General features: G+C 58.3%; 25 protein-coding genes. 12 read left to right on the top strand and 13 right to left on the bottom strand.

The window, feature by feature from the left end:
* Nucleotides 1–74 precede the first annotated feature (74 nt).
* Entirely contained in the window at nucleotides 75–710 is a 636-nt protein-coding gene (locus tag ACZ5VE_RS04990; RefSeq protein WP_464456939.1) for a GntR family transcriptional regulator, read from the top strand.
* 1 nt (nucleotide 711) lies between these two features.
* Here ACZ5VE_RS04990 and dusA read toward each other — a convergent pair whose 3' ends face one another.
* Nucleotides 712–1713: a tRNA dihydrouridine(20/20a) synthase DusA gene (dusA, locus tag ACZ5VE_RS04985; protein ID WP_464456938.1), complete on the bottom strand. Its 1002-nt coding sequence runs from the start codon at nucleotides 1711–1713 to the stop codon at nucleotides 712–714.
* Between the two features lie 97 nt (nucleotides 1714–1810).
* On the opposite strand from dusA, the gene ACZ5VE_RS04980 reads away from it, so the two are divergent.
* Together ACZ5VE_RS04980 and ACZ5VE_RS04975 are read left to right on the top strand one after the other, a co-directional pair.
* On the top strand, nucleotides 1811–2224 hold the full coding sequence (locus ACZ5VE_RS04980; protein WP_464456937.1) for an NfeD family protein: 414 nt from the start codon (nucleotides 1811–1813) through the stop codon (nucleotides 2222–2224).
* Nucleotides 2225–2251: 27 nt separating this feature from the next.
* Entirely contained in the window at nucleotides 2252–3172 is a 921-nt protein-coding gene (locus ACZ5VE_RS04975; RefSeq protein ID WP_464456936.1) for an SPFH domain-containing protein, read from the top strand.
* A 107-nt stretch (nucleotides 3173–3279) separates the two neighbouring features.
* Here the strand turns inward: ACZ5VE_RS04975 and phbB are convergent, their stop codons facing one another.
* The 4 genes from phbB to pgeF form a co-directional block, all read right to left on the bottom strand.
* The gene (phbB, locus tag ACZ5VE_RS04970; protein WP_108286555.1) at nucleotides 3280–4017 is read right to left on the bottom strand and encodes an acetoacetyl-CoA reductase; all 738 of its coding nucleotides are present in this window, start codon (nucleotides 4015–4017) and stop codon (nucleotides 3280–3282) included.
* A 119-nt stretch (nucleotides 4018–4136) separates the two neighbouring features.
* On the bottom strand, nucleotides 4137–5318 hold the full coding sequence (locus tag ACZ5VE_RS04965; protein ID WP_464456935.1) for an acetyl-CoA C-acetyltransferase: 1182 nt from the start codon (nucleotides 5316–5318) through the stop codon (nucleotides 4137–4139).
* A 29-nt stretch (nucleotides 5319–5347) separates the two neighbouring features.
* Nucleotides 5348–7066, bottom strand: coding sequence for a PHA/PHB synthase family protein (locus ACZ5VE_RS04960; RefSeq protein ID WP_464456934.1), 1719 nt, complete (start codon nucleotides 7064–7066; stop codon nucleotides 5348–5350).
* Between the two features lie 299 nt (nucleotides 7067–7365).
* A complete protein-coding gene (gene pgeF / locus ACZ5VE_RS04955; RefSeq protein WP_464456933.1) occupies nucleotides 7366–8154 on the bottom strand; it encodes a peptidoglycan editing factor PgeF in 789 nt (262 codons plus the stop codon).
* 125 nt (nucleotides 8155–8279) lie between these two features.
* On the opposite strand from pgeF, the gene aat reads away from it, so the two are divergent.
* From aat to ACZ5VE_RS04940, 3 genes are read left to right on the top strand one after another with little or no spacing between them, the layout of a single operon-like run.
* Nucleotides 8280–9047, top strand: a complete 768-nt coding sequence (gene aat / locus ACZ5VE_RS04950) for a leucyl/phenylalanyl-tRNA--protein transferase (RefSeq protein WP_464456932.1) — start codon at nucleotides 8280–8282, stop codon at nucleotides 9045–9047.
* Nucleotides 9044–9781, top strand: coding sequence for an arginyltransferase (locus tag ACZ5VE_RS04945; protein ID WP_464456931.1), 738 nt, complete (start codon nucleotides 9044–9046; stop codon nucleotides 9779–9781). The genes aat and ACZ5VE_RS04945 overlap by 4 nt, the downstream gene beginning before the upstream one ends.
* A gap of 51 nt (nucleotides 9782–9832) precedes the next feature.
* A complete protein-coding gene (locus tag ACZ5VE_RS04940; RefSeq protein WP_464456930.1) occupies nucleotides 9833–10612 on the top strand; it encodes an IclR family transcriptional regulator in 780 nt (259 codons plus the stop codon).
* Nucleotides 10613–10673: 61 nt separating this feature from the next.
* Here the strand turns inward: ACZ5VE_RS04940 and ACZ5VE_RS04935 are convergent, their stop codons facing one another.
* The 6 genes from ACZ5VE_RS04935 to ACZ5VE_RS04910 form a co-directional block, all read right to left on the bottom strand.
* Nucleotides 10674–11750 carry a serine hydrolase gene (locus tag ACZ5VE_RS04935; protein ID WP_464456929.1) on the bottom strand — a complete coding sequence of 359 codons (1077 nt, stop codon included), beginning with the start codon at nucleotides 11748–11750 and terminating at the stop codon, nucleotides 10674–10676.
* Nucleotides 11751–11875: 125 nt separating this feature from the next.
* Complete coding sequence (locus tag ACZ5VE_RS04930) at nucleotides 11876–13414, bottom strand: 2-isopropylmalate synthase (RefSeq protein WP_464456928.1); 1539 nt, start codon at nucleotides 13412–13414, stop codon at nucleotides 11876–11878.
* A gap of 197 nt (nucleotides 13415–13611) precedes the next feature.
* Entirely contained in the window at nucleotides 13612–14427 is an 816-nt protein-coding gene (gene pssA, locus ACZ5VE_RS04925; RefSeq protein WP_464456927.1) for a CDP-diacylglycerol--serine O-phosphatidyltransferase, read from the bottom strand.
* A gap of 122 nt (nucleotides 14428–14549) precedes the next feature.
* Complete coding sequence (gene ilvC / locus ACZ5VE_RS04920) at nucleotides 14550–15566, bottom strand: ketol-acid reductoisomerase (protein WP_019429373.1); 1017 nt, start codon at nucleotides 15564–15566, stop codon at nucleotides 14550–14552.
* Between the two features lie 39 nt (nucleotides 15567–15605).
* Complete coding sequence (gene ilvN / locus ACZ5VE_RS04915; RefSeq protein ID WP_089953931.1) at nucleotides 15606–16097, bottom strand: acetolactate synthase small subunit; 492 nt, start codon at nucleotides 16095–16097, stop codon at nucleotides 15606–15608.
* 2 nt (nucleotides 16098–16099) lie between these two features.
* Nucleotides 16100–17863 carry an acetolactate synthase 3 catalytic subunit gene (locus tag ACZ5VE_RS04910; protein WP_464456926.1) on the bottom strand — a complete coding sequence of 588 codons (1764 nt, stop codon included), beginning with the start codon at nucleotides 17861–17863 and terminating at the stop codon, nucleotides 16100–16102.
* A 317-nt stretch (nucleotides 17864–18180) separates the two neighbouring features.
* Here ACZ5VE_RS04910 and ACZ5VE_RS04905 point away from each other — a divergent pair, with 317 nt between their 5' ends.
* Genes ACZ5VE_RS04905 through ACZ5VE_RS04880 form a run of 6 tightly spaced genes read left to right on the top strand, consistent with a single transcriptional unit; the run spans nucleotide 18181 to nucleotide 21469 of the window.
* Nucleotides 18181–18747 carry an RNA polymerase sigma factor gene (locus ACZ5VE_RS04905; RefSeq protein ID WP_464456925.1) on the top strand — a complete coding sequence of 189 codons (567 nt, stop codon included), beginning with the start codon at nucleotides 18181–18183 and terminating at the stop codon, nucleotides 18745–18747.
* The gene (locus ACZ5VE_RS04900) at nucleotides 18744–19190 is read left to right on the top strand and encodes a DUF3619 family protein (RefSeq protein WP_464456924.1); all 447 of its coding nucleotides are present in this window, start codon (nucleotides 18744–18746) and stop codon (nucleotides 19188–19190) included. Before ACZ5VE_RS04905 ends, ACZ5VE_RS04900 begins: the two co-directional genes overlap by 4 nt.
* A gap of 1 nt (nucleotide 19191) precedes the next feature.
* A complete protein-coding gene (locus ACZ5VE_RS04895; protein WP_464456923.1) occupies nucleotides 19192–19896 on the top strand; it encodes a DUF3106 domain-containing protein in 705 nt (234 codons plus the stop codon).
* Complete coding sequence (locus ACZ5VE_RS04890; RefSeq protein WP_464456922.1) at nucleotides 19893–20429, top strand: RDD family protein; 537 nt, start codon at nucleotides 19893–19895, stop codon at nucleotides 20427–20429. The genes ACZ5VE_RS04895 and ACZ5VE_RS04890 overlap by 4 nt, the downstream gene beginning before the upstream one ends.
* 21 nt (nucleotides 20430–20450) lie before the next feature.
* Entirely contained in the window at nucleotides 20451–20855 is a 405-nt protein-coding gene (locus ACZ5VE_RS04885; protein ID WP_464456921.1) for a diacylglycerol kinase, read from the top strand.
* A 5-nt stretch (nucleotides 20856–20860) separates the two neighbouring features.
* On the top strand, nucleotides 20861–21469 hold the full coding sequence (locus tag ACZ5VE_RS04880) for an LOG family protein (protein WP_464456920.1): 609 nt from the start codon (nucleotides 20861–20863) through the stop codon (nucleotides 21467–21469).
* Nucleotides 21470–21568: 99 nt separating this feature from the next.
* Here ACZ5VE_RS04880 and ACZ5VE_RS04875 read toward each other — a convergent pair whose 3' ends face one another.
* Together ACZ5VE_RS04875 and ACZ5VE_RS04870 are read right to left on the bottom strand one after the other, a co-directional pair.
* Complete coding sequence (locus ACZ5VE_RS04875) at nucleotides 21569–21907, bottom strand: P-II family nitrogen regulator (RefSeq protein ID WP_108427832.1); 339 nt, start codon at nucleotides 21905–21907, stop codon at nucleotides 21569–21571.
* 22 nt (nucleotides 21908–21929) lie between these two features.
* Entirely contained in the window at nucleotides 21930–23603 is a 1674-nt protein-coding gene (locus ACZ5VE_RS04870; RefSeq protein WP_464456919.1) for an NAD+ synthase, read from the bottom strand.
* Nucleotides 23604–23606: the final 3 nt, after the last annotated feature.

Below are 23606 nucleotides of genomic sequence, written 5' to 3'. Positions count from 1 at the left end.
TATTTTAACCCGCTTACAATTCAGCATCTGAAACGCCCAAACAACCGCTGATTCACGCCCTGCCCCATCAAGCCATGTCCGCCTTGTCCCTTGCCCCTCGCGCCCTGTACGAAGAAGTTGCCGAACTCTTGCGGCAGCGGATTTTCGCGCGGGAACTGGAGCCAGGCAGCTGGATTGACGAGTTGCGCATCTCAGAAGCCCTGGGCATCAGCCGCACCCCCTTGCGCGAAGCCCTGAAAGTGCTGGCCGCCGAAGGCCTGGTGACCATGAAGGTGCGCCGAGGGGCTTATGTGACCGAAGTCAGCGAAAAAGACCTGCGCGATGTGTACCACCTGCTGGCTTTGCTGGAATCCGACGCAGCCCGTGTGGTGGCCCAAAGCGCCAGCGCCGAGCAAATGGCACGGATCATTAGCTTGCAGCAAGATCTTGAAAAAGCCACCCATGACCGGGACCGTTTCTTCGAAATCAATGAGGCCTTCCACATGCTGTTGCTGGAGTTGGCCGACAACCGCTGGCGCGACCAGATGGTGGCTGACCTGCGCAAAGTCATGAAGCTCAACCGGCACAGCTCACTGTTCAAGGAAGGCCGCATCGAACAATCTCTGGCTGAGCACAAAGCCATCGTGCAAGCCTTGACCGAGCGCCAGCCCGAAGTGGCCGCCGAACGCATGTCGGCGCACTTCATGAACGGCTTGCAAGCGGCGCAGTAAATCAATCCGTGATGACCGCGCCCCGCGCCAGCGCAGCGCGGGCCAGTTGCCAGACTTCACGCGGTGGCAAGGGCTTGAGCTTGTGGTCGCTCCAGACCTGACGCCACAAACGCCCGCCGCGCTCGCCGTGGTACAGGCCCAGCATGTGACGGGCAATGGCGTACCAAGGGCAGCCGTCTTCGGCAAAGGCGCGTTCCATGTAGGCGACCATGGCTTCTTCGACCGCTTCACGGCTGGGCACTTCATGGGCATCGCCATAGAACTGAGCGTCCCAGCTGCCCAGCAGCCAAGGGTTGTAGTACGCCTCGCGCCCGACCATCACACCATCGGCATGTTGCAGGTGGCTGGCGATCTCTTCGTTGGTCTTGATGCCGCCGTTCACCGCAATGACCAAGCCCGGGAAGTCCTTTTTGAGTTGGTAGGCCAACTCATAGCGTAGCGGCGGGATTTCGCGGTTTTCTTTCGGGCTCAGGCCATCGAGCCAGGCGTTGCGGGCATGGACGATGAAGACCTTGCACCCGGCATCGCTCACGGTGCCCACAAAGTCGCGCACGAAGTCGTAACTTTCGATCTTGTCGATGCCAATGCGGTGCTTAACGGTCACCGGAACGTCCACCACGTCAAGCATGGCCTTGACGCCATCGGCCACGGTGCGCGGCTCGTTCATCAGGCAAGCGCCAAAAGCGCCGCGCTGCACACGGTCTGAAGGACAACCGCAGTTGAGGTTGATTTCGTCGTAGCCCCATTCCTGACCCAGCTTGGCCGCGTGGGCCAAGTCGGCGGCATCGCTGCCGCCCAACTGCAGCGCCACCGGGTGTTCTTCGGCGTTGAAACGCAGGTGCCGTTGCACGCTGCCATGGCGCAAGGCACCGGTGGTCACCATCTCGGTGTACAGCAGGGTGTGGTGGGTCAGCAGACGGTGCAGAAACCTGCAATGCCTATCAGACCAGTCCATCATGGGGGCCACAGACAGGCGCCAGCGTTGAGTATCGGGAAATTGCATGGTCCTGATTATCCGTGTCCGGGCGCGGTCAACGCGTACAAACGCGTGAACAAAAGGTAGCATGCAGCATCGGAGCATCCCATTTCAGGAAGAACGCATGAACGACACAACCGTCTGGTGGTTGATCACCGGAGCCCTCGTGGCTGCCGAGCTGATGACCGGCACCTTTTATTTGCTGATGCTGGCCATCGGCGCGGTGGCGGCCGCACTGGCTGCGCACATGGGGACGGGCCTGACCCCGCAACTGGTGACAGCGGCCGTCGTGGGGGGTCTGGCGGTCGTTTTGTGGCGGCAAAAAAGCCTGCGCCACGAGGCACAAGTCCCCACCGAGCTGCACTTGGACATCGGCGAAACGGTACAGGTCGATGCCTGGGACGCACAGGGCACCGCCCAGGTCAAACACAGGGGAGCCAACTGGACGGCCATTTGCCCATTGGGTCACACACCCTCACCCGGCACTCATCGCATACAAGCCATCCAGGGCAGTCGCCTGGTGCTCGAAAAAATCTGAACATCGTTTTAAAAAGGGAGTCTTCGCATGGAAATCGCCATTCTTTTTCTGGTCATCGCCGTCTTGTTCGTCATCAAAACCGTCAAAGTGGTGCCCCAGCAGCACGCCTGGGTCGTGGAGCGACTGGGCAAATACCACGCCAGCCTCACACCGGGCCTGAACTTTGTGGTGCCGTTTGTGGACAACGTGATCCAGAAACACAGCCTGAAAGAAATCCCGCTGGATGTGCCCAGCCAGATTTGCATCACACGCGACAACACGCAATTGCAGGTCGATGGCATCCTGTACTTTCAGGTGACCGACCCCAAGTTGGCCAGCTATGGGTCGTCGAACTACATCACGGCGGTGACGCAGCTGGCACAAACCAGTTTGCGCAGCGTGATCGGCAAGCTGGAGCTGGACAAGACTTTTGAAGAGCGCGACATCATCAATGCACAGGTGGTCGCGGCCATCGACGAAGCGGCGCTCAACTGGGGCGTGAAGGTGCTGCGTTACGAAATCAAGGACCTGACACCGCCCAACGAAATCCTGCACGCCATGCAGTCGCAAATCACGGCCGAGCGCGAAAAGCGCGCCCTGATCGCCGCGTCCGAAGGCCGCCGTCAAGAGCAAATCAACATCGCCACGGGCGAGCGCGAGGCTTTCATTGCCCGCTCTGAAGGTGAAAAGCAGGCCGCCATCAACAAGGCGCAAGGCGACGCCGCCGCCATCACCGAAATGGCCAACGCCACAGCGCAGGCGATCGAGCGCATTGCCGCCGCCATCCGCCAACCCGGCGGTGAGCAGGCGGTGCAGCTCAAAGTGGCCGAACAAGCCGTGCAGGCTTACGGCAAAGTGGCGCAAGACGCCAAGACCACGCTCATCGTGCCGGGCAACATGACCGAGGTGTCGGGTCTGATCGCGTCGGCCATGCAGATGGTGGGGACGGGCAAGCAAGCCGGGAACTGAACGCCGACCTGCAGACAACAAAAAACCCGCCGAAGCGGGTTTTTTTGTGTCTGCAGCGTGCTGGTCTTGTCCAGCTTGGCGTTGCCAAGCTCAGCAAGGAACAAGCATCAGCCCATGTGCAAACCACCGTTGACGGCGAAGTCAGCGCCCGTGGTGTAGCCGCCGTCTTCGCTGGCCATCCAAGCGATGATGGAAGCGATCTCACTGGGCTTGCCCAAGCGCTTGACGGGCACGGTGGCCACGATCTTTTCCAACACGTCAGGACGGATGGCGTTGACCATGTCGGTGCCAATGTAGCCGGGCGATACCGTGTTCACGGTCACGCCCTTAGTGGCCATCTCTTGAGCCAAAGCCATCGAGAAACCGTGCATACCGGCTTTGGCAGCCGAGTAGTTGGTTTGCCCTGCCTGGCCTTTTTCACCGTTGACCGAACTGATGTTGATGATGCGGCCCCAGCCTTTTTCCACCATGTCGGCAACCACTTGCTTGGTCACGTTGAACATGGAGTCCAGATTGGTGTTCATGACGGCTTGCCAGTCTTCACGGGTCATCTTCAGGAACATGCGGTCCTTGGTGATGCCGGCGTTGTTGACCAACACATCGATGCTGCCGTGCTCGGCTTTGGCTTTGCTGAAAGCTTCAACCGTGGAATCCCAGTCACCGACGTTGCCGACCGATGCATAGAAAGTGAAGCCCAGTGCTTTTTGCTCGTCCAGCCATTTGTTGTAGTCACGCGTGGGGCCGCAGCCTGCGATGACCTTGAAGCCCTCTTGGTGAAGGCGCTGGCAAATCGCGGTACCGATACCGCCCATGCCACCTGTGACGTAAGCTACTTTTTGACTCATGGTTTGTCTCCTTGTTATGAGTGAAGTGAAATCATTGAAGTCCGCTCAAGTGCACATTGTTGGCTGCCCTTATACGGTGGGCAGTGCGCCAACAAACGCGGCTTGAGCGGCGCAGGTTTTTAAACGCGCTCGATGGCCAGCGACACGCCCATGCCGCCGCCGATGCACAACGCAGCCAGGCCTTTTTGGGCTTGGGTGCGCTGCATTTCATGCAGCAAGGTGACCAGAATGCGGCAACCGGACGCACCGATGGGGTGACCAATGGCGATCGCGCCGCCGTTGACGTTGACCTTGGCCGGATCGATGTCGAGCGCCTGGTTGACGGCGCAGGCTTGCGCGGCAAAGGCTTCGTTAAGCTCGAACAAGTCCACGTCTTGCGCTTTCCAGCCGGCACGGGCCAACGCTTTTTGCGAGGCGGGCACCGGGCCCATGCCCATGGTGGCGGGGTCCAGGCCGCTGGTGCCGAAGGCGGCAATGCGGGCCAGAGGCTTGAGGCCCAATGCAGCGGCTTTCTTGGCACTCATGACCATCACAGCGGCAGCACCGTCGTTGATGCCCGAGGCATTACCCGCCGTCACGCTGCCGGCCTTGTCAAAGGCGGGGCGCAGACCTGCCAACACTTCGGCATTGGTTTTCTTGTTGATGAACTCGTCGGTGTTGAACACCAGGGCATCGCCCTTGCGCTGGGGGATCAGCACGTCCACGATTTCGTCCTTGAACTTGCCCGCTTCTTGCGCGGCAGCGGCCTTGCGCTGGCTGCCTGCCGCCAAGGCGTCTTGCATTTCACGGGTGATGCCGTGGGCCTTGGCCACGTTTTCGGCGGTGATGCCCATGTGGTACTGGTTGTACACATCCCACAAACCGTCCACGATCATGGTATCGGTCATCTTCCAGTCGCCCATGCGCTGGCCGTCACGGCTGCCGTTCAGCACATGCGGGCTGGCGCTCATGTTTTCCTGGCCACCGGCGATCACGATTTCGCTGTCGCCCCAGGCCACGGCCTGCGCGGCCAGCATCACGGCTTTCAGGCCCGAGCCGCACACTGCGTTGATGGTCAGTGCCGGGGTTTCCTTGGCCACACCGGCTTTCATCATGGCTTGGCGGGCGGGGTTCTGGCCCACACCTGCAGCCAGCACCTGGCCCATGATGACTTCGCCAATCGCGTCAACGGGCAAACCGCTGCGCTCCAGCAAACTCTTGATGACGATGCTGCCCAGCTCGGTGGCAGGGGTTTTGGCGAGCGAGCCGCCAAACTTGCCCACGGCGGTGCGAGCTGCTGCGACGATGACGATGTCTTCCATTTGGTTGTCTCCGTTGAATGAATAAAAAATCAGGCTTTGGCCTTCACGTAGCGACCGGGAGCCGCTTCGATGGCTTTGAATTTGCTGGTTTTGCCGTAGGTTTCGGGGGCCGCAATTTGCTTGCCCGCATGGCCCTTGAGCCAGTCTGACCAGTCGGTCCACCAGCTGCCAGGTTGCTCTTTGGCGTTGGCAATCCAGTCGTTCACATCGGCCGGGAACTTGCTGCTGTCGCTGAGCCAGTGGCTGCGTTTTTTGGCTGCGGGCGGGTTGATCACCCCGGCGATGTGGCCCGACGCACCCATGACAAAACGCTTCTTGCCGGGCAGCACCTGAGTGCTGGCGTAAGCGCCGCCAATCGGTACGATGTGGTCTTCGCGCGAACCGTAGATGTAAACCGGCAAATCCACTTTACCCAGGTCGATGCTTTCACCGCAAACTTTGACTTTGCCCGGCTTGACCAGGTTGTTTTCGAGGTACGTGTTGCGCAGGTACCAGGCGTAAAAAGGGCCGGGCAAATTGGTTGAGTCGCTGTTCCAGTAAAGCAGGTCAAAAGGCGGTGGCGTCTCACCTTTCAGGTAATTGCCCACCACATAGTTCCAGACCAGGTCGTTGGGGCGCAGGAAACTGAAGGTGGACGCCAGGTCCTGGCCCTTGAGCAAACCGCCCTGGCCCATTTGCATTTCACGGAACTTGACGAAGTTGTCGTCGATGAACACGTCCAGGATGCCGGTGTCGGTGAAGTTGATCAGGGTGGTCAGGAAAGTGGCGCTGGCCACTGGTTTTTCACCACGGGCAGCGAACACAGCCAAGGCGGTGGACAAGATGGTGCCGCCGACGCAAAAGCCCAGCGCATTGATCTTGGGGGCGCCAGTGATCTCCTGCACGGTGTGAATGGCCTGGATGGCCGCTTGTTCGATGTAGTCGTCCCAAGTTTTATCCTGCATCGACTCATCGGGGTTGCGCCAGCTCACCACAAAGGTGCGGTGCCCTTGGCTGACCGCGTAGCGAATGAGCGAATTCTCAGGCTGCAAATCCAGGATGTAGAACTTGTTGATGCACGGCGGAATCAGGAGGAAAGGCTTTTCATAGACCTTGGCGGTCAGAGGCTTGTATTCGATGAGCTGAAAAAACGCGTTCTCGAACACCACGGCCCCCTCGGTGGTCGCGACGTTTTTGCCCACCTCAAACAGGCTTTCATCGGTCATCGACACATGGCCCTGCTGCATGTCATGCATCAGGTTTTGCACACCTTTGGCGATGCTTTCGCCCTTGGTTTCGACCGCTTTTTTCTGGGCTTCGGCGTTGAAGGCCAGGAAGTTGCTGGGGGCGGCAGCAGCCACCCATTGCTCAATGGCAAAACGGATGCGGGTGCGTGTTTTGTCGTCGGCATCGACCGCGTCGGCCAAGCCCATCAGGGTGCGGGCGTTGAGCAAATAGGTCGCGGCATTGAAAGCGGCCACCGGGTTGGACGACCAAGCGTCGCCCGAAAACCGGCGGTCCTTGACCTGCAAGCTGTTGTGCAGGCTCTGGTTCCACAATTCCGAGGCGTCTTTGAAGTACTGCCCTTGCAGGGTCTGGAGCTTTTCGGGCGAGAATTTGAGCTGTGGTGCTGCGGAATCGACACCGGGTTTCAGACCGCCCAAGTCGATGGTCTGAAAATGCTGCATGGCCTGCCCCCAGCTTTTGGACAGGTTTTGCTGAAAGCCTTCGCTCATTTGGGCCCAGAATTCCGGCGTGGAAGCACTCATGCGTTGTCTCCTAAATTGTTTTTTTGATATTTACTGGCTTCAGTATCTGTCAATTTGTTGTCACCTAAATTACAAAGACTAAAAAAATGTATTTGATTATTTTGGCTTGGCTTTACGTCACCCTGCTGATGGCCTTGGTCGAGGCCTTTAGTACACAGGGAACGGTGCTGGGCGCGATCATCACGTTCATGCTGTACGGCGCACTGCCTCTTTCTTTGGTGGTGTACTTGATGGGAACGCCTTTGCGGCGCAAAGCCCAACGACAGGCAGAAGAGCAAACTCAACAAGTGCCGCTGACATCAATCGGCGAGCCAAATGCAAGCGGCCATGCGCCCGGATTGACCGAGGATGCGGCTGTCACGGCGGTGCGAAAAGAATCTTGAATGCTGTGTGAACGTGCACCAAGCTGCGCCACTGTCATTGCCAAATACACTTAGCACGCCCATGCGCTGCAAGCGCAACCTGGCCAAACCAGCCAAGTCCGCCCGGTATTTCTCATGGGCGGCAGATTTGAAAAACGAAGCAGCCTGGGGATCGTCGGCACAAAAAGCCCCCCTGACTTCGGGTCCCACCTCGAAAGCTTGAGGCCCGATGCAAGGGCCCAGCCAAACCAGAATGTCTTGACGCGCCGTCCCCGACAACAACGCCGAATTCAACAAACTTTCCAGCACCCCGGTGCCATCAACACCCGCCAAACCGCGCCAGCCTGCATGCGCAGCCGCCACCCAGCGCCCTGCGGCATCGCACATCAAGACGGGCAGACAATCGGCCACCATGATGGTGCAAGCCGCCGCTGTCACGCTGGTCACGCACGCATCGGCCTCTGCGCCATCTGGGCTGGACGCATCCAGCACGACGGCATCAACACCATGCACTTGCTTCAAAAAAACAGGCCGAACACCGATGGTCTCCTGCAAGCGCTGACGGTTGGTTTGAAAGCTTTGCCAGTGGTCTCCCACATGGTCACCCAAATTCATGCTGTCCCATGGGGCCACGGAGACACCGCCCTCTCGGTCGGTCATGACGGCCTGTACCCGGGATGGTGCAGGCCATTCTGGCCGCAGCCAACTGTGCAAAAGAGGGTTCATGAGTCGGACGCTGGCCTTTTAAAAACAAGCAAACCTGATGTGGTGTCATCAAGGATAAACCGAAAAAACCCAGACCATGGACAGCTGGAGCCCATCACACGACCCTTTTATTGTGTAATGAAGCCATGCCACGTGCCCCCAAGATGCCGGACCTGATCTGGATTCAAGCGGATGAACCCTTGCCCAGCACCCACTTGGCATGGGATGCGCAATCGCCTGCGCCAGGCTTGCTGGCTGCCAGCCATGACCTGTCTGCCACTCGGCTTATCGAGGCCTACAGCCACGGTATTTTCCCTTGGTTCAGTGAAGGTCAGCCTGTGTTGTGGTGGAGTCCGGACCCGCGCATGGTCTTGCATGCCCAACATTTCCGCTTTCACCGCTCTTTGCGCCAGACCATGAAACGCTGGCTGCACAACCCCGAATTCTCACTGAGCTTTGACAAGGACTTCAGCCAAGTCGTGCGCCGCTGCAGTGCGGCGCCCAGGCCAGGGCAAAGTGGCACCTGGATCGTTCCGGCCATGGTGACCGCTTACGAAGATCTGCACCGCGCAGGCCATGCGCACAGTGCCGAGGTTTGGCTCAATGGTGAACTGGTGGCGGGTCTTTACTTTGTGGCGCTGGGCCATGCCGTTTTTGGCGAATCCATGTTCACCACGGTGACCGACGGCTCCAAAATGGCCCTCGCCTGTTTGGTCAGCGTTTGCCTGAAGCACGGCATCACGGCCATCGATTGCCAGCAAAACACCCGCCATTTGGCCTCGTTGGGTGCACAAGAAATCCCGCGTTCGGCGTTTTTAACAGGTGTCCAGCAAGCAAGGCTCATGCAGCCCGTCCCGTGGGCTGAGCAAACTTTATACTGGGATGCGTTGACGGCTTTGGACACCACGTTGTGACCCATCTTCAAGACCTTCCCATCCAGGCATTGCAGTTTTATGCCACAGCACCCTACGAGTGCAGCTATCTGCCCAATCGCTCGGCACGCTCCCAAGTGGCCACACCCAGCCACCTGATCCAGAACGAGGTCTACTCTGACCTGGTGGCGCAAGGATTTCGCCGCAGCGGCATGTTCACCTACCGCCCTTACTGCGATGGTTGCCACGCCTGCCAGCCTTTGCGTGTCAAAGTCCAAGACTTCAAGCCCGATCGCAGCCAGCGCCGTGCATGGCTCGCCCACAAAGACCTGGACGTCCGGGTCCTTGACTTGCAATTCGACCCCGAGCATTACGCCCTGTACCTGCGCTACCAGACGACGCGCCACCCCGGTGGCGGGATGGACCACGACAGTGTGGACCAATACAGGCAATTTTTGCTTCAAAGCCGGGTCAATTCGCGCATTGTCGAGTTCCGCTCGCCTGCCGCAGATGGCCATTTGGGCCGCTTGAAAATGGTCAGCATCGTGGATGTGCTGAACCACGGCCTGTCGGCCGTCTACACTTTTTATGAACCTGAAGACAACGCGAGCTATGGCATTTACGGTGTCCTGTGGCAAATACAGCAAGCAGGAGACCTCCAGTTGCCCTATGTTTACCTGGGTTACTGGATAGAGAGCAGTCCCAAAATGAACTACAAGTCGAAGTTCCGTCCGTGCGAAATACGGGTTCAGGGCCAGTGGCAGGCGTTGACGTGAGCGCCCCAGCAGTTTTCACAGTGTAAAATTTCTCGATTGCTCACGGACACCATGAAAAAAGACCCTGCACTCACGCCAACACCCACGATCCAGGTCATAGAGCGCATGTTCTCGCTGATCGATGTCCTCGCTTCACGCGAGGAAGCCATCTCACTGAAAGAGATCAGCGAAAAAACGGGCCTGCACCCCTCCACCGCTCACCGCATTCTCAATGACTTGGCCACAGGCCGATTTGTAGACCGCCCGGAAGCAGGCAATTACCGCCTGGGCATGCGGCTCTTAGAGTTGGGCAATCTGGTCAAGGGTCGCTTGAATGTGCGCGATGCAGCCCTGACCCCCATGCGTGATTTGCACAAGCTGATTCAGCAGCCGGTGAACCTCAGCATGCGACAAGGCGACGAGATCGTTTACATCGAGCGCGCCTACAGCGAACGCTCAGGCATGCAGGTGGTTCGGGCCATTGGTGGGCGAGCCCCTTTGCATTTGACTTCGGTTGGCAAACTTTTCCTGGCTGCGGACGATCCTCTGCGCGTGCGGTCTTATGCCACGCGCACCGGCTTGGTGGGCCAAACACGCAACAGCATCACGCAACTGCAAGTGCTCGAAAGAGAGCTGGCGCGCGTCAAGCAATACGGCATCGCCCGTGACAACGAAGAGCTGGAACTGGGCGTGCGTTGTATCGCCGCCGGCATCTACGACGATCAAGGCAAATTGCTGGCAGGCTTGTCCATCTCGGCTCCGGCCGATCGCCTGGACGAAGGCTGGCTGCCCAAGCTGCAGGCCACTGCGCACGACATCTCCAGAACCTTGGGCTACCACGGAGACCATTGAGTCGCACAAGACGTGAAAAAGGCCTCAACAGAGGCCTTTTTCACATCTGAACGGTCTCAACTCAACCAGGCAGGCGATCGGTCAGCGCCGAATGCTTGTTTGCGGAAACAGCAGGCGACTTTTCCACCCAACGCCGAACGCGCTCAGCATCCGCAATGCGACTGAGTTTGCCGGCCGAATCTAGAAACACCATGATCAGCTTGCGACCCGCCACCTGGGCCTGCATCACCAGGCATTGGCCTGCTTCCGAGATGTAGCCTGTTTTCTGGATGCCAATGTCCCATTGCGGGCTTTTCACCAATCGGTTGGTGTTGTTGTATTGCAGAGTGCGGCTGCCCACTTCAATCTCTCGGCCGGGTGAAGTCGACAGTTCGCGCAAAACGGGCTCTTTGTAAGCGGCCCCCACCAAAACAGCCAGGTCATTGGCGCTGGACTGGTTGCGACTGGACAGCCCTGTCGGTTCGACATAACGCGTATCGGACATGCCCAAAGCCTGGGCGCGTGCATTCATGCGGGCCACAAAGGTGTCCAAACCACCCGGAAAAGTGCGACCCAAAGCGTGTGCAGCGCGGTTTTCGCTGGACATCAGTGCCAGGTGCAACAAATCACCCCGGCTCAAAACGGTGCCCACAGCCAAACGCGAAGAACTGCCCTTTTCGGTGTCGACATCGGCCTGGGTGATGGCAATCATTTCCGACATGGGCAACTGGGCCTCGGAAATGACCAAACCGGTCATCAATTTGGTCAAGGAAGCGATGGGCAACACGGCATGGTCGTTCTTGCGAAACAGGACTTCACGGGTGTCTTGGTCAATGACCAGCGCCACACTGGAGCGCAGATCCAAAGGATCCGAGGCGGCATGAAGACCGGCCATCTGACCAAAAGATGCGCGCATCGGAACAGCTTTGGCTGCGACAGGCACGCGCTTGTTCGCTTTGCCTGTACTCGCTTTTGTCTTTTTAACGGACTTGGCAGCGGTGACCACAGGCCGTTTTTTGGCCGATGACTTTGTATCCTGCGCTTGCGCCGACATGGGCAGCACAAAAACAGCGGCCAAAACAGCAGCCGTCAAAGCGCCAACCAGCCCTTGCCCCCACGGGTTGGCGGCTGGGTCTTTGAATACGGAAATGGATCGCATGGAGGGCATCTTGGAAAGAATTAACTGAATATTGTGCCTGAGTGTACTCAAATAAAAAAAGTCACGCAAGAACAACAACTTGCGTGACTTTATTGAAGCCAAAAAGTATATCCAAAGGATGCTTTTTAACCTTGGGCAGCCACCCGATCGGCTTTGCTTTGCAGTTTATTCAGTGCACTGAGGTAGGCCTTGGCCGAAGCCACCACGATATCCGGGTCCGAACCCACACCGTTGACGACACGGCCGCTGTTTTGCAAGCGCACCGTCACTTCGCCTTGGCTTTCGGTCGAGCCACTGATGGCGTTGACCGAATAAAGCACCATTTCCGCGCCACTTTTGACATGCGACTCAATCGCTTTGAGTGATGCGTCTACAGGACCATTGCCATCCGACTCTGCACGCACTTCTTTGCCTTCCACCGTGAAGACGACGGCAGCATGAGGCCGCTCGCCTGTTTCACTGTGCTGGGCCATGGACACAAAACCGTATTGCTCTTTCTCAACGGTGACACTCTCATCGCCCACCAAGGCCAGAATGTCTTCGTCAAAGATCTCGCTCTTGCGGTCCGCCAATTCTTTGAACTTGGCAAAAGCGTTGTTGATTTCGGTTTCGCTGTCCAGCGTGACGCCCAAGTCCTGCAAACGCTGTTTGAAAGCATTGCGGCCACTGAGTTTGCCCAGCACGATTTTGTTGGTGGTCCAGCCCACATCTTCGGCACGCATGATTTCGTAAGTGTCACGGGCCTTGAGCACGCCATCCTGGTGAATGCCCGAGGCGTGTGCAAAGGCATTGGCCCCCACCACCGCCTTGTTGGGCTGAACCACAAAACCCGTGGTCTGGCTGACCATGCGGCTGGCCGCCACGATGTGGCTCGTGTCAATGCCCACATCCAGGCCAAAATAGTCGCGGCGCGTTTTCACGGCCATGACCACCTCTTCCAGCGAGCAGTTGCCAGCGCGCTCACCCAAACCGTTGATGGTGCACTCAACCTGACGGGCACCGCCGATCTTGACGCCCGCCAAAGAGTTGGCCACCGCCATCCCGAGGTCGTTGTGGCAATGCACAGACCAAATGGCTTTGTCGGAGTTGGGGATGCGTTCACGCAGGGTCTTGATGAACTGGCCATACAGTTCAGGCACCGCATAACCGACCGTGTCGGGCACGTTGATGGTGGTGGCGCCTTCGGCAATCACAGCTTCCAGGACGCGGCACAAAAAGTCCATGTCACTGCGGTAACCGTCTTCAGGACTGAACTCCACATCACCGACCAGATTACGGGCAAAACGCACCGATTGCTTGGCCTGCTCGAACACTTGATCGGGTGTCATGCGCAGCTTCTTTTCCATGTGCAGCGGCGATGTGGCAATGAAGGTGTGAATACGCCCGCTGTTGGCCCCTTTGAGGGCTTCGGCTGCGCGCGAAATATCACGGTCATTGGCGCGTGACAAAGAGCAAATGGTGGAGTCCTTGATGGCTTCCGCAATGGTTTTGACGGCCTCGAAGTCGCCATTGGAGCTGGCGGCAAAACCGGCTTCGATCACGTCCACGCGCAGACGCTCCAGTTGACGGGCAATGCGCAGCTTCTCATCGCGGGTCATGGAGGCGCCGGGCGATTGCTCGCCGTCGCGCAAGGTGGTGTCGAAAATAATCAGTTTGTCAGTCATGTCTACTCCTGGTCAGAAACCCGCAAGTCCAAGCAAAAATGCAAAAGGCCCGTTGCGGATGGCATACGGGCCTTTTGGGAAAATGTTTGCGTGCGCTACACATCCCGCCCGTTGGGCAGTAGCAGTAGTGCAAACAAGGAAAAGTTCATGCAAACACTGTAGCACAGTTCAAAACTGGCTTTGTCGTGCGCACGACATCACTGGTGCAAACCACGCTCTTCGGGCTCATCGGTGGATGTGCTGATCATGCTGGTCGGCTGGCCTTTGGCCTTGCGCCAGACATAGATCACATAACCGCTCAATCCGTAACCCACAAAGACCGCAAAGAGCACCGTGGGTGGGTCGATGTTGACCACCGCAATGCCCAAGGCGACCAGCACCAGCGTGGCAAAAGGCACGCTCTTTTTCATGTGCATGTCCTTGAAGCTGTAAAACGGCACATTGGTCACCATGGTCAAGCCCGCAAACAGGCACACGGCAAACATGCCCCAAGCCACGGCTTTGGCGGGCACAGCGTTGTCGAACATGATCCAGACGAAACCCATCACCAATGCCGCAGCCGCTGGCGAGGGCAAGCCTTGAAAGTAACGTTTATCGACCACCGCCGTGTTCACATTGAAACGGGCCAAGCGCAAAGCTGCGCAAGCGCAATAAACGAATGCAGCGATCCAACCCCAGCGGCCCAGCTCTTTGAGTGTCCAGACATACGCAATCAGCGCTGGCGCTGCCCCGAAAGACACCATGTCGGAGAGCGAATCCATTTGCTCGCCAAACGCACTTTGGGTGTTCGTCATCCGGGCCACTCGGCCGTCCAGGCTGTCCAGCACCATGGCACAGAAGATGCCGACTGTCGCCAAATCAAAACGACCGTTGATCGCCATGACCACCGCATAAAAACCGGCAAACAAGGCGGCCAAAGTGATCATGTTGGGCAACATGTAAATGCCTTTGGAGGGCTTGCGCACAGGCATCGGCGTGTCCATGTCTTCAGATTTTTCTCTACCGTTGTTCATCGTCTGTTCCTGTAATGAGGTGTCACTGCTACAGCCTTGGTCACACAAGTTTAAGCCAGCGTGAGCGCCCATTGAAAAAGGCCACCGCAGTGGCCTTTTTTGAAATCACCGTCAAGGCAAAATCAGTTGCGGGTCTTGTCAACCAGCTTGTTTTTGGCAATCCAAGGCATCATGGCGCGCAGTTGGGCACCCACGACTTCAATGGAATGCTCCGAAGTCAAACGACGACGAGCGGTCATGCTTGGGTAGTTGGTCTTGCCTTCCAAGATGAACATCTTGGCGTATTCACCGGTCTGGATGCGCTTCAAGGCATTGCGCATGGCTTCACGGCTTTGCTCGTTGATGACCTCAGGACCTGTCACGTACTCGCCGTACTCGGCGTTGTTCGAGATCGAGTAGTTCATGTTGCCGATGCCGCCTTCGTAGATCAGGTCCACGATCAGCTTCAACTCGTGCAAGCACTCGAAGTAAGCCATTTCAGGGGCGTAACCGGCTTCCACCAGGGTCTCGTAACCCATTTTGATCAGCTCCACCGCGCCACCGCACAGAACAGCTTGCTCGCCGAACAAGTCGGTTTCAGTCTCTTCTTTGAAGTTGGTTTCGATGATGCCGGCTTTGCCGCCACCGTTGGCCATGGCATAGCTCAGGGCCAAAGCACGGGCCTTGCCGCTCTTGTCTTGGTGAATCGCCACCAGGTGGGGCACGCCGCCGCCTTGGGTGTAGGTGTTGCGCACGGTGTGGCCAGGGGCCTTGGGCGCGACCATCCAGACATCCAGGTCTTCGCGTGGAACGACTTGGTTGTAATGCACGTTGAAACCGTGGGCAAACGCCAAAGAAGCGCCAGCCTTGATGTTGGGAGCGACGTTGTTGTTGTACACATCGGCGATTTGCTCGTCGGGCAACAAGATCATGACCACGTCAGCGGCTTTGACAGCGTCGTTGACTTCCATCACGGTCAAACCGGCTTTGCCGACTTTGTCCCACGATGCGCCACCTTTGCGCAGACCGACCACCACTTTGACGCCGCTGTCGTTCAGGTTCTGGGCGTGTGCGTGGCCTTGCGAGCCGTAACCAATGATGGCAACAGTCTTGCCCTTGATGACGCTCAGATCACAATCTTTGTCGTAAAAAACTTTCACAGGGTTCTCCTTAGGAATAAACAGGTTCAATGAGTGGGTTTAGACGCGCAGGATGCGCTCGCCGCGCCCGATACCGCACGCACCCGTGCGCACGGTCTCCAAGATGGCGCTGCGGTCGATCGCCTCCAAAAAGGCGTCGTTCTTGGACTGGTCACCGGTGAGCTCAATGGTGTAGCTCTTGTCGGTGACATCAATCACACGGCCACGGAAAATGTCGGCCATGCGTTTCATTTCTTCGCGTTCCTTGCCCACGGCGCGCACCTTCACCAGCATCAGCTCGCGTTCGGTGTAAGCACCTTCGGTCAGGTCCACCACCTTGACCACCTCGATCAGGCGGTTCAGGTGTTTGGTGATCTGCTCGATGACATCGTCAGACCCGGTGGTCTGGATGGTCATGCGAGACAGGCTGGGGTCTTCGGTCGGGGCCACGGTCAAGGACTCGATGTTGTAGCCACGGGCCGAAAACAAGCCCACCACACGGGACAAGGCACCCGCTTCGTTTTCAATCAGTACGGCAATGATGTGTTTCATGATTACAGATCCTCCGAGCCCAGCAGCATCTCGGTGATGCCTTTGCCCGCCTTGACCATGGGGAACACGTTCTCCGTGGGGTCGGTGCGGATGTCCAGAAACACCGTGCGGTCCTTGAGTCGGCGTGCTTCGCGCAGCGCAGGCTCAACGTCTTCGGGTTTTTCAACCAGGATGCCGACGTGGCCATAGGCTTCGGCCAGCTTCACGAAGTTGGGCAACGCGTCCATGTAGCTGTGGCTGTAGCGGCCCGAGTATTCAATCTCTTGCCACTGACGCACCATGCCCAGATAACGGTTGTTCAGCGCCACGATCTTGATCGGGGTGTTGTATTGCAGGCAGGTGGACAGCTCCTGAATGCACATCTGCACCGAGCCTTCGCCTGTTACGCAAAACACTTCACTGTCGGGCTTGGCCAGCTTGATGCCCATGGCGTAAGGAATACCCACACCCATGGTGCCCAGGCCACCCGAGTTGATCCAGCGGCGTGGCTCGTTGAACTTGTAGTACTGGGCTGCCCACATCTGGTGCTGACCCACGTCGGAGGTGATGTACGCATCGGCGTCCTTGGTCATGTCCCACAAGGTCTCAATGACCTTTTGGGGCTTGATGACCAAGCTGTTGCTGTTGTCGTACTTCATGCAATCGCGGCTGCGCCAGCCTTCGATGGTCTCCCACCACTGGCCCAACGCCTGCGCATCCGGCTTGAGGCCTGATTCACGGATCATGCCCATGAGTTCGGTCAGCACGTCTTTCACATCGCCCACGATCGGCACATCCACCTTTACGCGCTTGGAAATGCTCGAGGGGTCAATGTCAATGTGGATGATTTTCCGGTCCACCGAGGCAAAGTGCTTGGGATTGCCGATCACGCGATCGTCAAACCGAGCACCCACAGCCAACAAGACATCGCAATTTTGCATCGCGTTGTTGGCTTCCAGCGTGCCGTGCATGCCCAGCATGCCCACAAAGCGGCGATCCGTGGCCGGAAACGCACCCAGACCCATGAGCGTGTTGGTCACCGGGTAGTTGAGCATGTCCACCAACTGTCGCAACTCTGGGCTGGCATTGCTCAGCAGCACGCCGCCGCCGGTGTAGATGTAGGGGCGTTTGGCCGCCATCAACAACTGCAAAGCCTTGCGGATCTGACCGCCGTGGCCTTTGCGCACGGGGTTGTAAGAGCGCATTTCAACCGACTCGGGATAGCCCGAATACAACACCTTGTTGAAAGAAACGTCTTTCGGAATGTCCACCACCACAGGACCCGGACGGCCACTGCGCGCAATGTGGAAGGCTTTCTTCATGACCTCGGCCATGTCTTTGGCGTCTTTGACCAAGAAATTGTGTTTCACGATCGGGCGGGTAATGCCCACGGCATCGCATTCCTGGAACGCATCCAGACCGATGGCCGCAGTGGGCACCTGCCCGCTGATGATCACCATGGGAATGCTGTCCATGTAGGCTGTTGCAATACCGGTCACGGCATTGGTGAGGCCCGGACCCGACGTGACCAATGCCACACCCACTTCGCCCGTTGCACGGGCAAAGCCGTCTGCCGCGTGCACGGCAGCTTGCTCGTGGCGCACCAGCACATGCTGAATGGTGTCTTGTTTGTAAAAAGCGTCGTAAATGTGAAGGACGGCACCGCCGGGGTATCCCCAGATGTACTGCACGTTTTCAGCTTGAAGCGCTTTGACGAGAATTTCTGCGCCGCGCAACTCTTGAGCGCCCACAGAACCAGATGCCGATTCGGCTTTGTTCATTTCCATATTCAACCTTTGTGAATTTCTCTAACGAAAAACCTTGGGTGCCCCTGGGCTCGACTCTTGTGGAGTGGCTTTGGGACTTAAGACCACAGACATGGGCACCAAACTGTAAAAGTGCCGGACGGTGATCCGTTTGCTTTTTTTCAATTGCAATCGCACATTATCGCATTTGTGAAAGCCCCTCCCAAAACCCATGCAGCCGCGATCATGTCGGTGCCATAATCCTCCCCGGTCGGGCTGTTCACCGCGCGACTGGCAAATTCGCCCTCCTCTTTCCAAACACAGGCAAAAGCCTCGCCCCTCGCGAGGGCTGAAAAAAGTTGGCATCCGACTCCGAACTCTCAGAATTTCTGAAAAACGTGGAAAAAAAGGCGTTCAAACGCGCCTACTACCATGTGCGGAACGAAGATGCGGCCTTGGACATCTTGCAAGACAGCATGATCAAGCTGTGCACCAACTACGGAGACAAGCCTGTCGCCGAACTGCCGCTGCTGTTCCAGCGCATCCTCTCCAACACCATGTTGGACTGGTTTCGTCGGCAAAAAACCCGAAATGCGCTGTTCACCAATTTAAGTGACTTCAACTCCGGCGACGGGGATGGCGATTTTGACTTGCTGGAAGTCACCGCCAACACGTCTGACGAAGCCACATCAGAGAGCGCCGAACAGTGGATTGGTCGCGTCCAAACCCTGGAGCACATCGAAACAGCCGTCATGGCATTGCCTGCACGTCAACGGGAAGCCTTTCTGCTGCGTTACTGGGAGGAGCTGGATGTTGCAGAAACCGCTGCAGTGATGGGCTGCTCAGAAGGCAGCGTCAAAACCCATTGTTCTCGAGCCATTCAAGCCTTGAGCAAAACCTTGGGAACACAAGGAATCAGACCATGAAAAACCAAATGACACCAACCGAACAAGACGTTGACCGCTGGGGCCAGTACTTTTCGGGTCAACTGAATTTGGCCACCCCGGGCCTGCCGCATGACATCACCGAGCGCCTGCGCGTGGCGCGCCAACTGGCGCTGGCCCAGCGCAAGCCGCTAATGCAGTCACGACTGGCCAAAAATGCACAAACGAACAACGACGGCAGTTTGACTGCGCCTGCTGACGAAGGTCTGAACCTTTGGAGCATCCTGGCCTCTGCCCTGCCTTTGCTGGCCTTGGTGGTCGGCTTGATGACGATTCAGTGGGTGCAACAAGACAATGTCACCTCCGAAATCGCAGCCATCGACTCAGCCTTGCTCACCGATGAGTTGCCCCCGGACGCTTACACAGATGCCGGTTTCGCACAATTTTTGAAGCAAGGGCTTGGCACCAGCGCCTCGCATGACTGACATGACGCATCACGCTCAACCCAAGCTGAGCACAGCCCTGAAAATGGGTTGCGGGTTGTTGCTGTCGGTTTATTTAATGAGCGCTGGCGGTCAAACCATGACGCCAGAGGTGACAGCGGCCCCCAAAACCAGTGTCAGCGCCGCTGCGCCAGCGGCACCAGCATCTCAAGCCTGGCAACAACTGACGCCTCCGCAAAAACAGGCGTTGGCACCTTTGGGCGCGCAATGGGGCGCGCTGACCGCGCAACAACAAAGCAAATGGATCGCCATTTCTCAGAACTTTGCGCAACTGCCCGTTGCCGAGCAAATCACCATGCACGCCAGGATGGCGGATTGGGTCGCATTGAGCCCACAACAACGCACATTGGCCCGATTGAACTTCAACAAGCTGCAAAATCTGCCTAAAGAAGACAAAAAAGCCAAATGGGAAGCTTATCAAGCGCTGTCCCCTGAAGAAAAACGGCTGCTGTCTGCGGGCTCTGCGACACCGATCAAGAGTGCTGCCCCCACAGCCAAACCTCTGGAAGCCCACCGCGTGGTTCAAACGCCAGCCAAAACCGCTGGCTCTGAAAACCGCGCACCCGGCACCGAAATCAACCGCAAAACACTGCTGCCACGTCCACCCGCCGTGGCCGCACCAGCGAGCACGACGCCCGCCCCGGCCACTGATGCGGCTCGGCAGGCTACAGAAACCGCACCTTCATGACGCAACGCGGCGCCCCCACCCCTCAGACCTCAGACCTTTTTGCCCCGCCCTTGATTCGCCGCATGGCCTGCTGGCTGTACGAAGGCATGCTGCTGTTCGGCGTCATGGTGACCGCTGGCTTGGCCTATTTCATTGCAGCCTATTGGCTGACCGGCCTTGCTCCGGGCGAGATGAGCATGCACCCCCAACTCAAATCCGGCCTGCAAGCGATCAGCTTCTTCGTTCTGGGCGTTTATTTCACTTGGTTTTGGCACCGTGGTCAGACTTTGGCCATGAAAACCTGGCGCATTGAAATCGTGGACGCGATGGGCCACCGATTGAGTCGCAAAACAGCCTTCAAACGCTACATCGCCAGTTGGCTGTGGTTCATGCCACCGGTTGCAGCAACAGCCCCTTTTCACTTGCCCGCCATCGAAGTCGGCCTGTTCACGCTGGGGTGGGTGCTTGTGTGGGCATTGCTCAGCCGCTTGCGCTCTGATCGGCAGTTTTGGCACGATGCTTGGGCTGGCACCCGACTCATTTCTGTGGACTAAATTCCATCCACTCCGACCGATATGTCCAAAAATCAGACATCCCAAGACCCCGAGGTCAACCCTCAAAAGTCACGCACAGGCCTGAACCGCATTCTTCATGCAGGGGGTTACTCCATCCAGGGCCTTCGTGCTGGCTGGGGAGAAACGGCCTTTCGCCAGGAGGCCATTTTGGCCATGGCTTTGGTGCCGCTGGCCTTCTGGCTGGGTCAAAGCTGGATCGAAACCGCTTTGCTGGCCGGATCGGTCTTGCTGGTCATGATCGTGGAATTGCTCAACACCTGCGTGGAATCGGCCATCGACCGCATCGGGCCGGAATGGCATGACCTGTCCAAACGCGCCAAAGACATGGGCAGCGCCGCCGTGTTGCTCAGCTTGCTGCTGTGCGCCGGGGTTTGGCTGAGCGCGGTTTGGCATCGGTTCGCCTGACCCACATGACCTCCATAACCGCACCCCAAGCCTCTCCCGCATTCTCGGTCTGCGTTTACTGTGGCTCCAAACCCGGCAACCAACCTGAATTTGCGCAAATTGCCATACAAGTGGGCACCTGGATCGGTGCGCACGGCGGCCAATTGGTCTATGGCGGTGGACGCAACGGCCTGATGGGCCTGGTGGCAGAAGCCACGATGGCCGCTGGCGGCACTGTCGTCGGCATCATTCCCACCGCACTGGTTGAAAAGGAATGGGCACACCACGGCTGCACCGAGTTGCATGTGGTGGACACCATGCACGAGCGCAAACGCCTGATGGCCGAGAAAGCCGATGCGTTTTTGGCTTTGCCTGGAGGCATTGGCACGTTTGAAGAGCTGTTTGAAGTCTGGACCTGGCGCCAGCTCGGCTACCACGACAAACCTGTGGGCATTCTCAACAGCCTGGGCTATTACGACGGCCTGATGTCATTCATTGGCCAGGTGGTACAAGACGGCTTCATGGCCGATTGGCAAACTGAACTGGTGACTGTGGGCACTGAACCCGAGGCACTGCTGCAAAGCTTGGTGCAAAAAGCGGGCTTTTCTCCCCGCGCCAAAGTCGAACTGCTCTGACCGACTTGGAGGGTGTGACGGGGGCACCCCGTCCGCCTCAAATTTCCGGTGCAGGCCCACCGGCACTGACCGGCTTTGGAGCCCTGCACACGAGCCGACTCAGATGGCCGTTTCGTCCTGCTCACCCGTGCGGATGCGCACCACACGCTCTACCGAGGTCACAAAAATCTTGCCGTCACCGATCTTGCCGGTGCGGGCCGCCTTGACGATGGCATCCACACAACGGTCCACATCTTCGTCCTTGACCACCACCTCGACTTTGACCTTGGGCAAAAAATCGACCACGTATTCGGCCCCACGGTACAACTCGGTGTGCCCCTTCTGGCGGCCAAAGCCCTTGACCTCGGTCACCGTCAGGCCGGTCACGCCGCATTCGGCCAGGCCTTCGCGGACCTCTTCCAGTTTGAAAGGTTTGATGACGGCGGTGATCTGCTTCATGAAAATGTCCTGAAAAGAATGATTAAGCGCGGAATTTGCTGGTCATAGGATAACGCCAATCCTTGCCAAAACTGCGGTGGGTCACGCGAATGCCCACGGGCGACTGGCGGCGCTTGTACTCGTTGAGCTTGATGAGCCGCGTGACTTTCTCCACATCGGCCCGCTCAAAGCCGTCGGCCATCAGCGCCTCCACACCCTCGTCGTTTTCCATGTAACGCTGGATGATCGCGTCCAGCACCTCATAAGCAGGCAAGCTGTCCTGGTCTTTCTGGTCCGGGCGCAGCTCCGCGCTCGGCGGCCGAGTGATGATGCGCTCGGGGATCGGCTGGCTACCGGTCCCGTAGGGGTCGTTCAGGTTACGCCAGCGGGCCAGGTCAAACACCCGGGTTTTGACCACGTCCTTGATCACGGCAAAACCACCCGCCATGTCGCCATACAGCGTGCAGTAGCCGGTGGCCATCTCGCTCTTGTTGCCGGTGGTCAACACAATGGCCCCGGTCTTGTTGGACAGCGCCATCAGCAAAGTGCCCCGGATGCGGGCCTGGATGTTTTCTTCGGTCGTGTCCTCTTTCAGGCCCCCGAACTGGACTGCCAAGGCCTGCTTGAAGCCGTCAAACAGCGGCGCGATCGAGATTTCGTCGTAGCGCACCCCCAGCCGTTTGACCATGTCGCGCGAGTCGATCCAGCTGATGTCGGCCGTGTAGGGCGAAGGCATCATCACCGCATGGATCTTGTCGGCCCCGATGGCATCCACCGCAATCGCCAGCACCAGCGCCGAATCGATGCCACCCGACAGGCCCAAAATCGCACCCTTGAAACCGTTTTTGCCCAGATAGTCGCGCACGCCCAACACCAACGCATCCCACAACTCGGCGTCGGCAGGGGCCATGGGCACCAAGGCCTCGGGCGCAGCGCTCAAGTCCACACCCGTTGCCGCAGGCCGAACCTGCACCGTCATGGCCGCCTCACGGAAACCCTCGGCCCTGGCCACCACCTGCCCTTGGGCGTTCAGGGCGAAAGACCGGCCCTCAAAAATCACCTCGTCCTGGCCGCCCACCAGATGGGCGTAAACCAAAGGCAAGCCGCAATCGGCCACCCGTTCGCGCATGCGCTGCTCGCGCTCCGGGCCTTTGCCCACATGAAACGGCGAGGCATTGAGCACCGCCAGCACCTGCGCGCCCGCATCGCGTGCCAGCCGGGCGGGCTCGTCAAACCAGGCGTCTTCGCAAATGAGCAAACCCACTTTGACGCCTTCGACCTCGAACACCCCCACGCCGCTGCCCGGTGTGAAATAGCGGCGCTCGTCAAACACCTGGTAGTTGGGCAGCTCGCGCTTGTCATAGTGGGCCACCACCTGGCCCTCGCACACCACACTGGCGCGGTTGTGACGTCGGGTCACGGCCACGCTGCGGGTGCGCACGCCACCGCCCTCGGGGTGCCCCACCACCACATGCAGGCCCTTTAACCCGGCCAGCTCGCGGGCCACCGTTTTCAGGGCATCATCGCAGGCATCAATGAAGGCCGGGCGCAGCAGCAAATCTTCGGCGGCATAGCCGCAAATCGACAACTCGGGCGTGACCACCAGGCGAGCGCCCCCGGCATACGCCGACGTGGCGGCATCGATGATCTTGCGGGCATTGCCCGGCATGTCACCGACGACGAAGTTGAGCTGGGCCACACAAATTTGGAGAGTCATACA

The sequence above is a fragment of the Limnohabitans sp. INBF003 genome, from assembly GCF_055396645.1.
The sequence above is the reverse complement of the archived record's forward strand: the minus strand, read 5'-3'. Positions and strand labels throughout refer to the sequence as shown.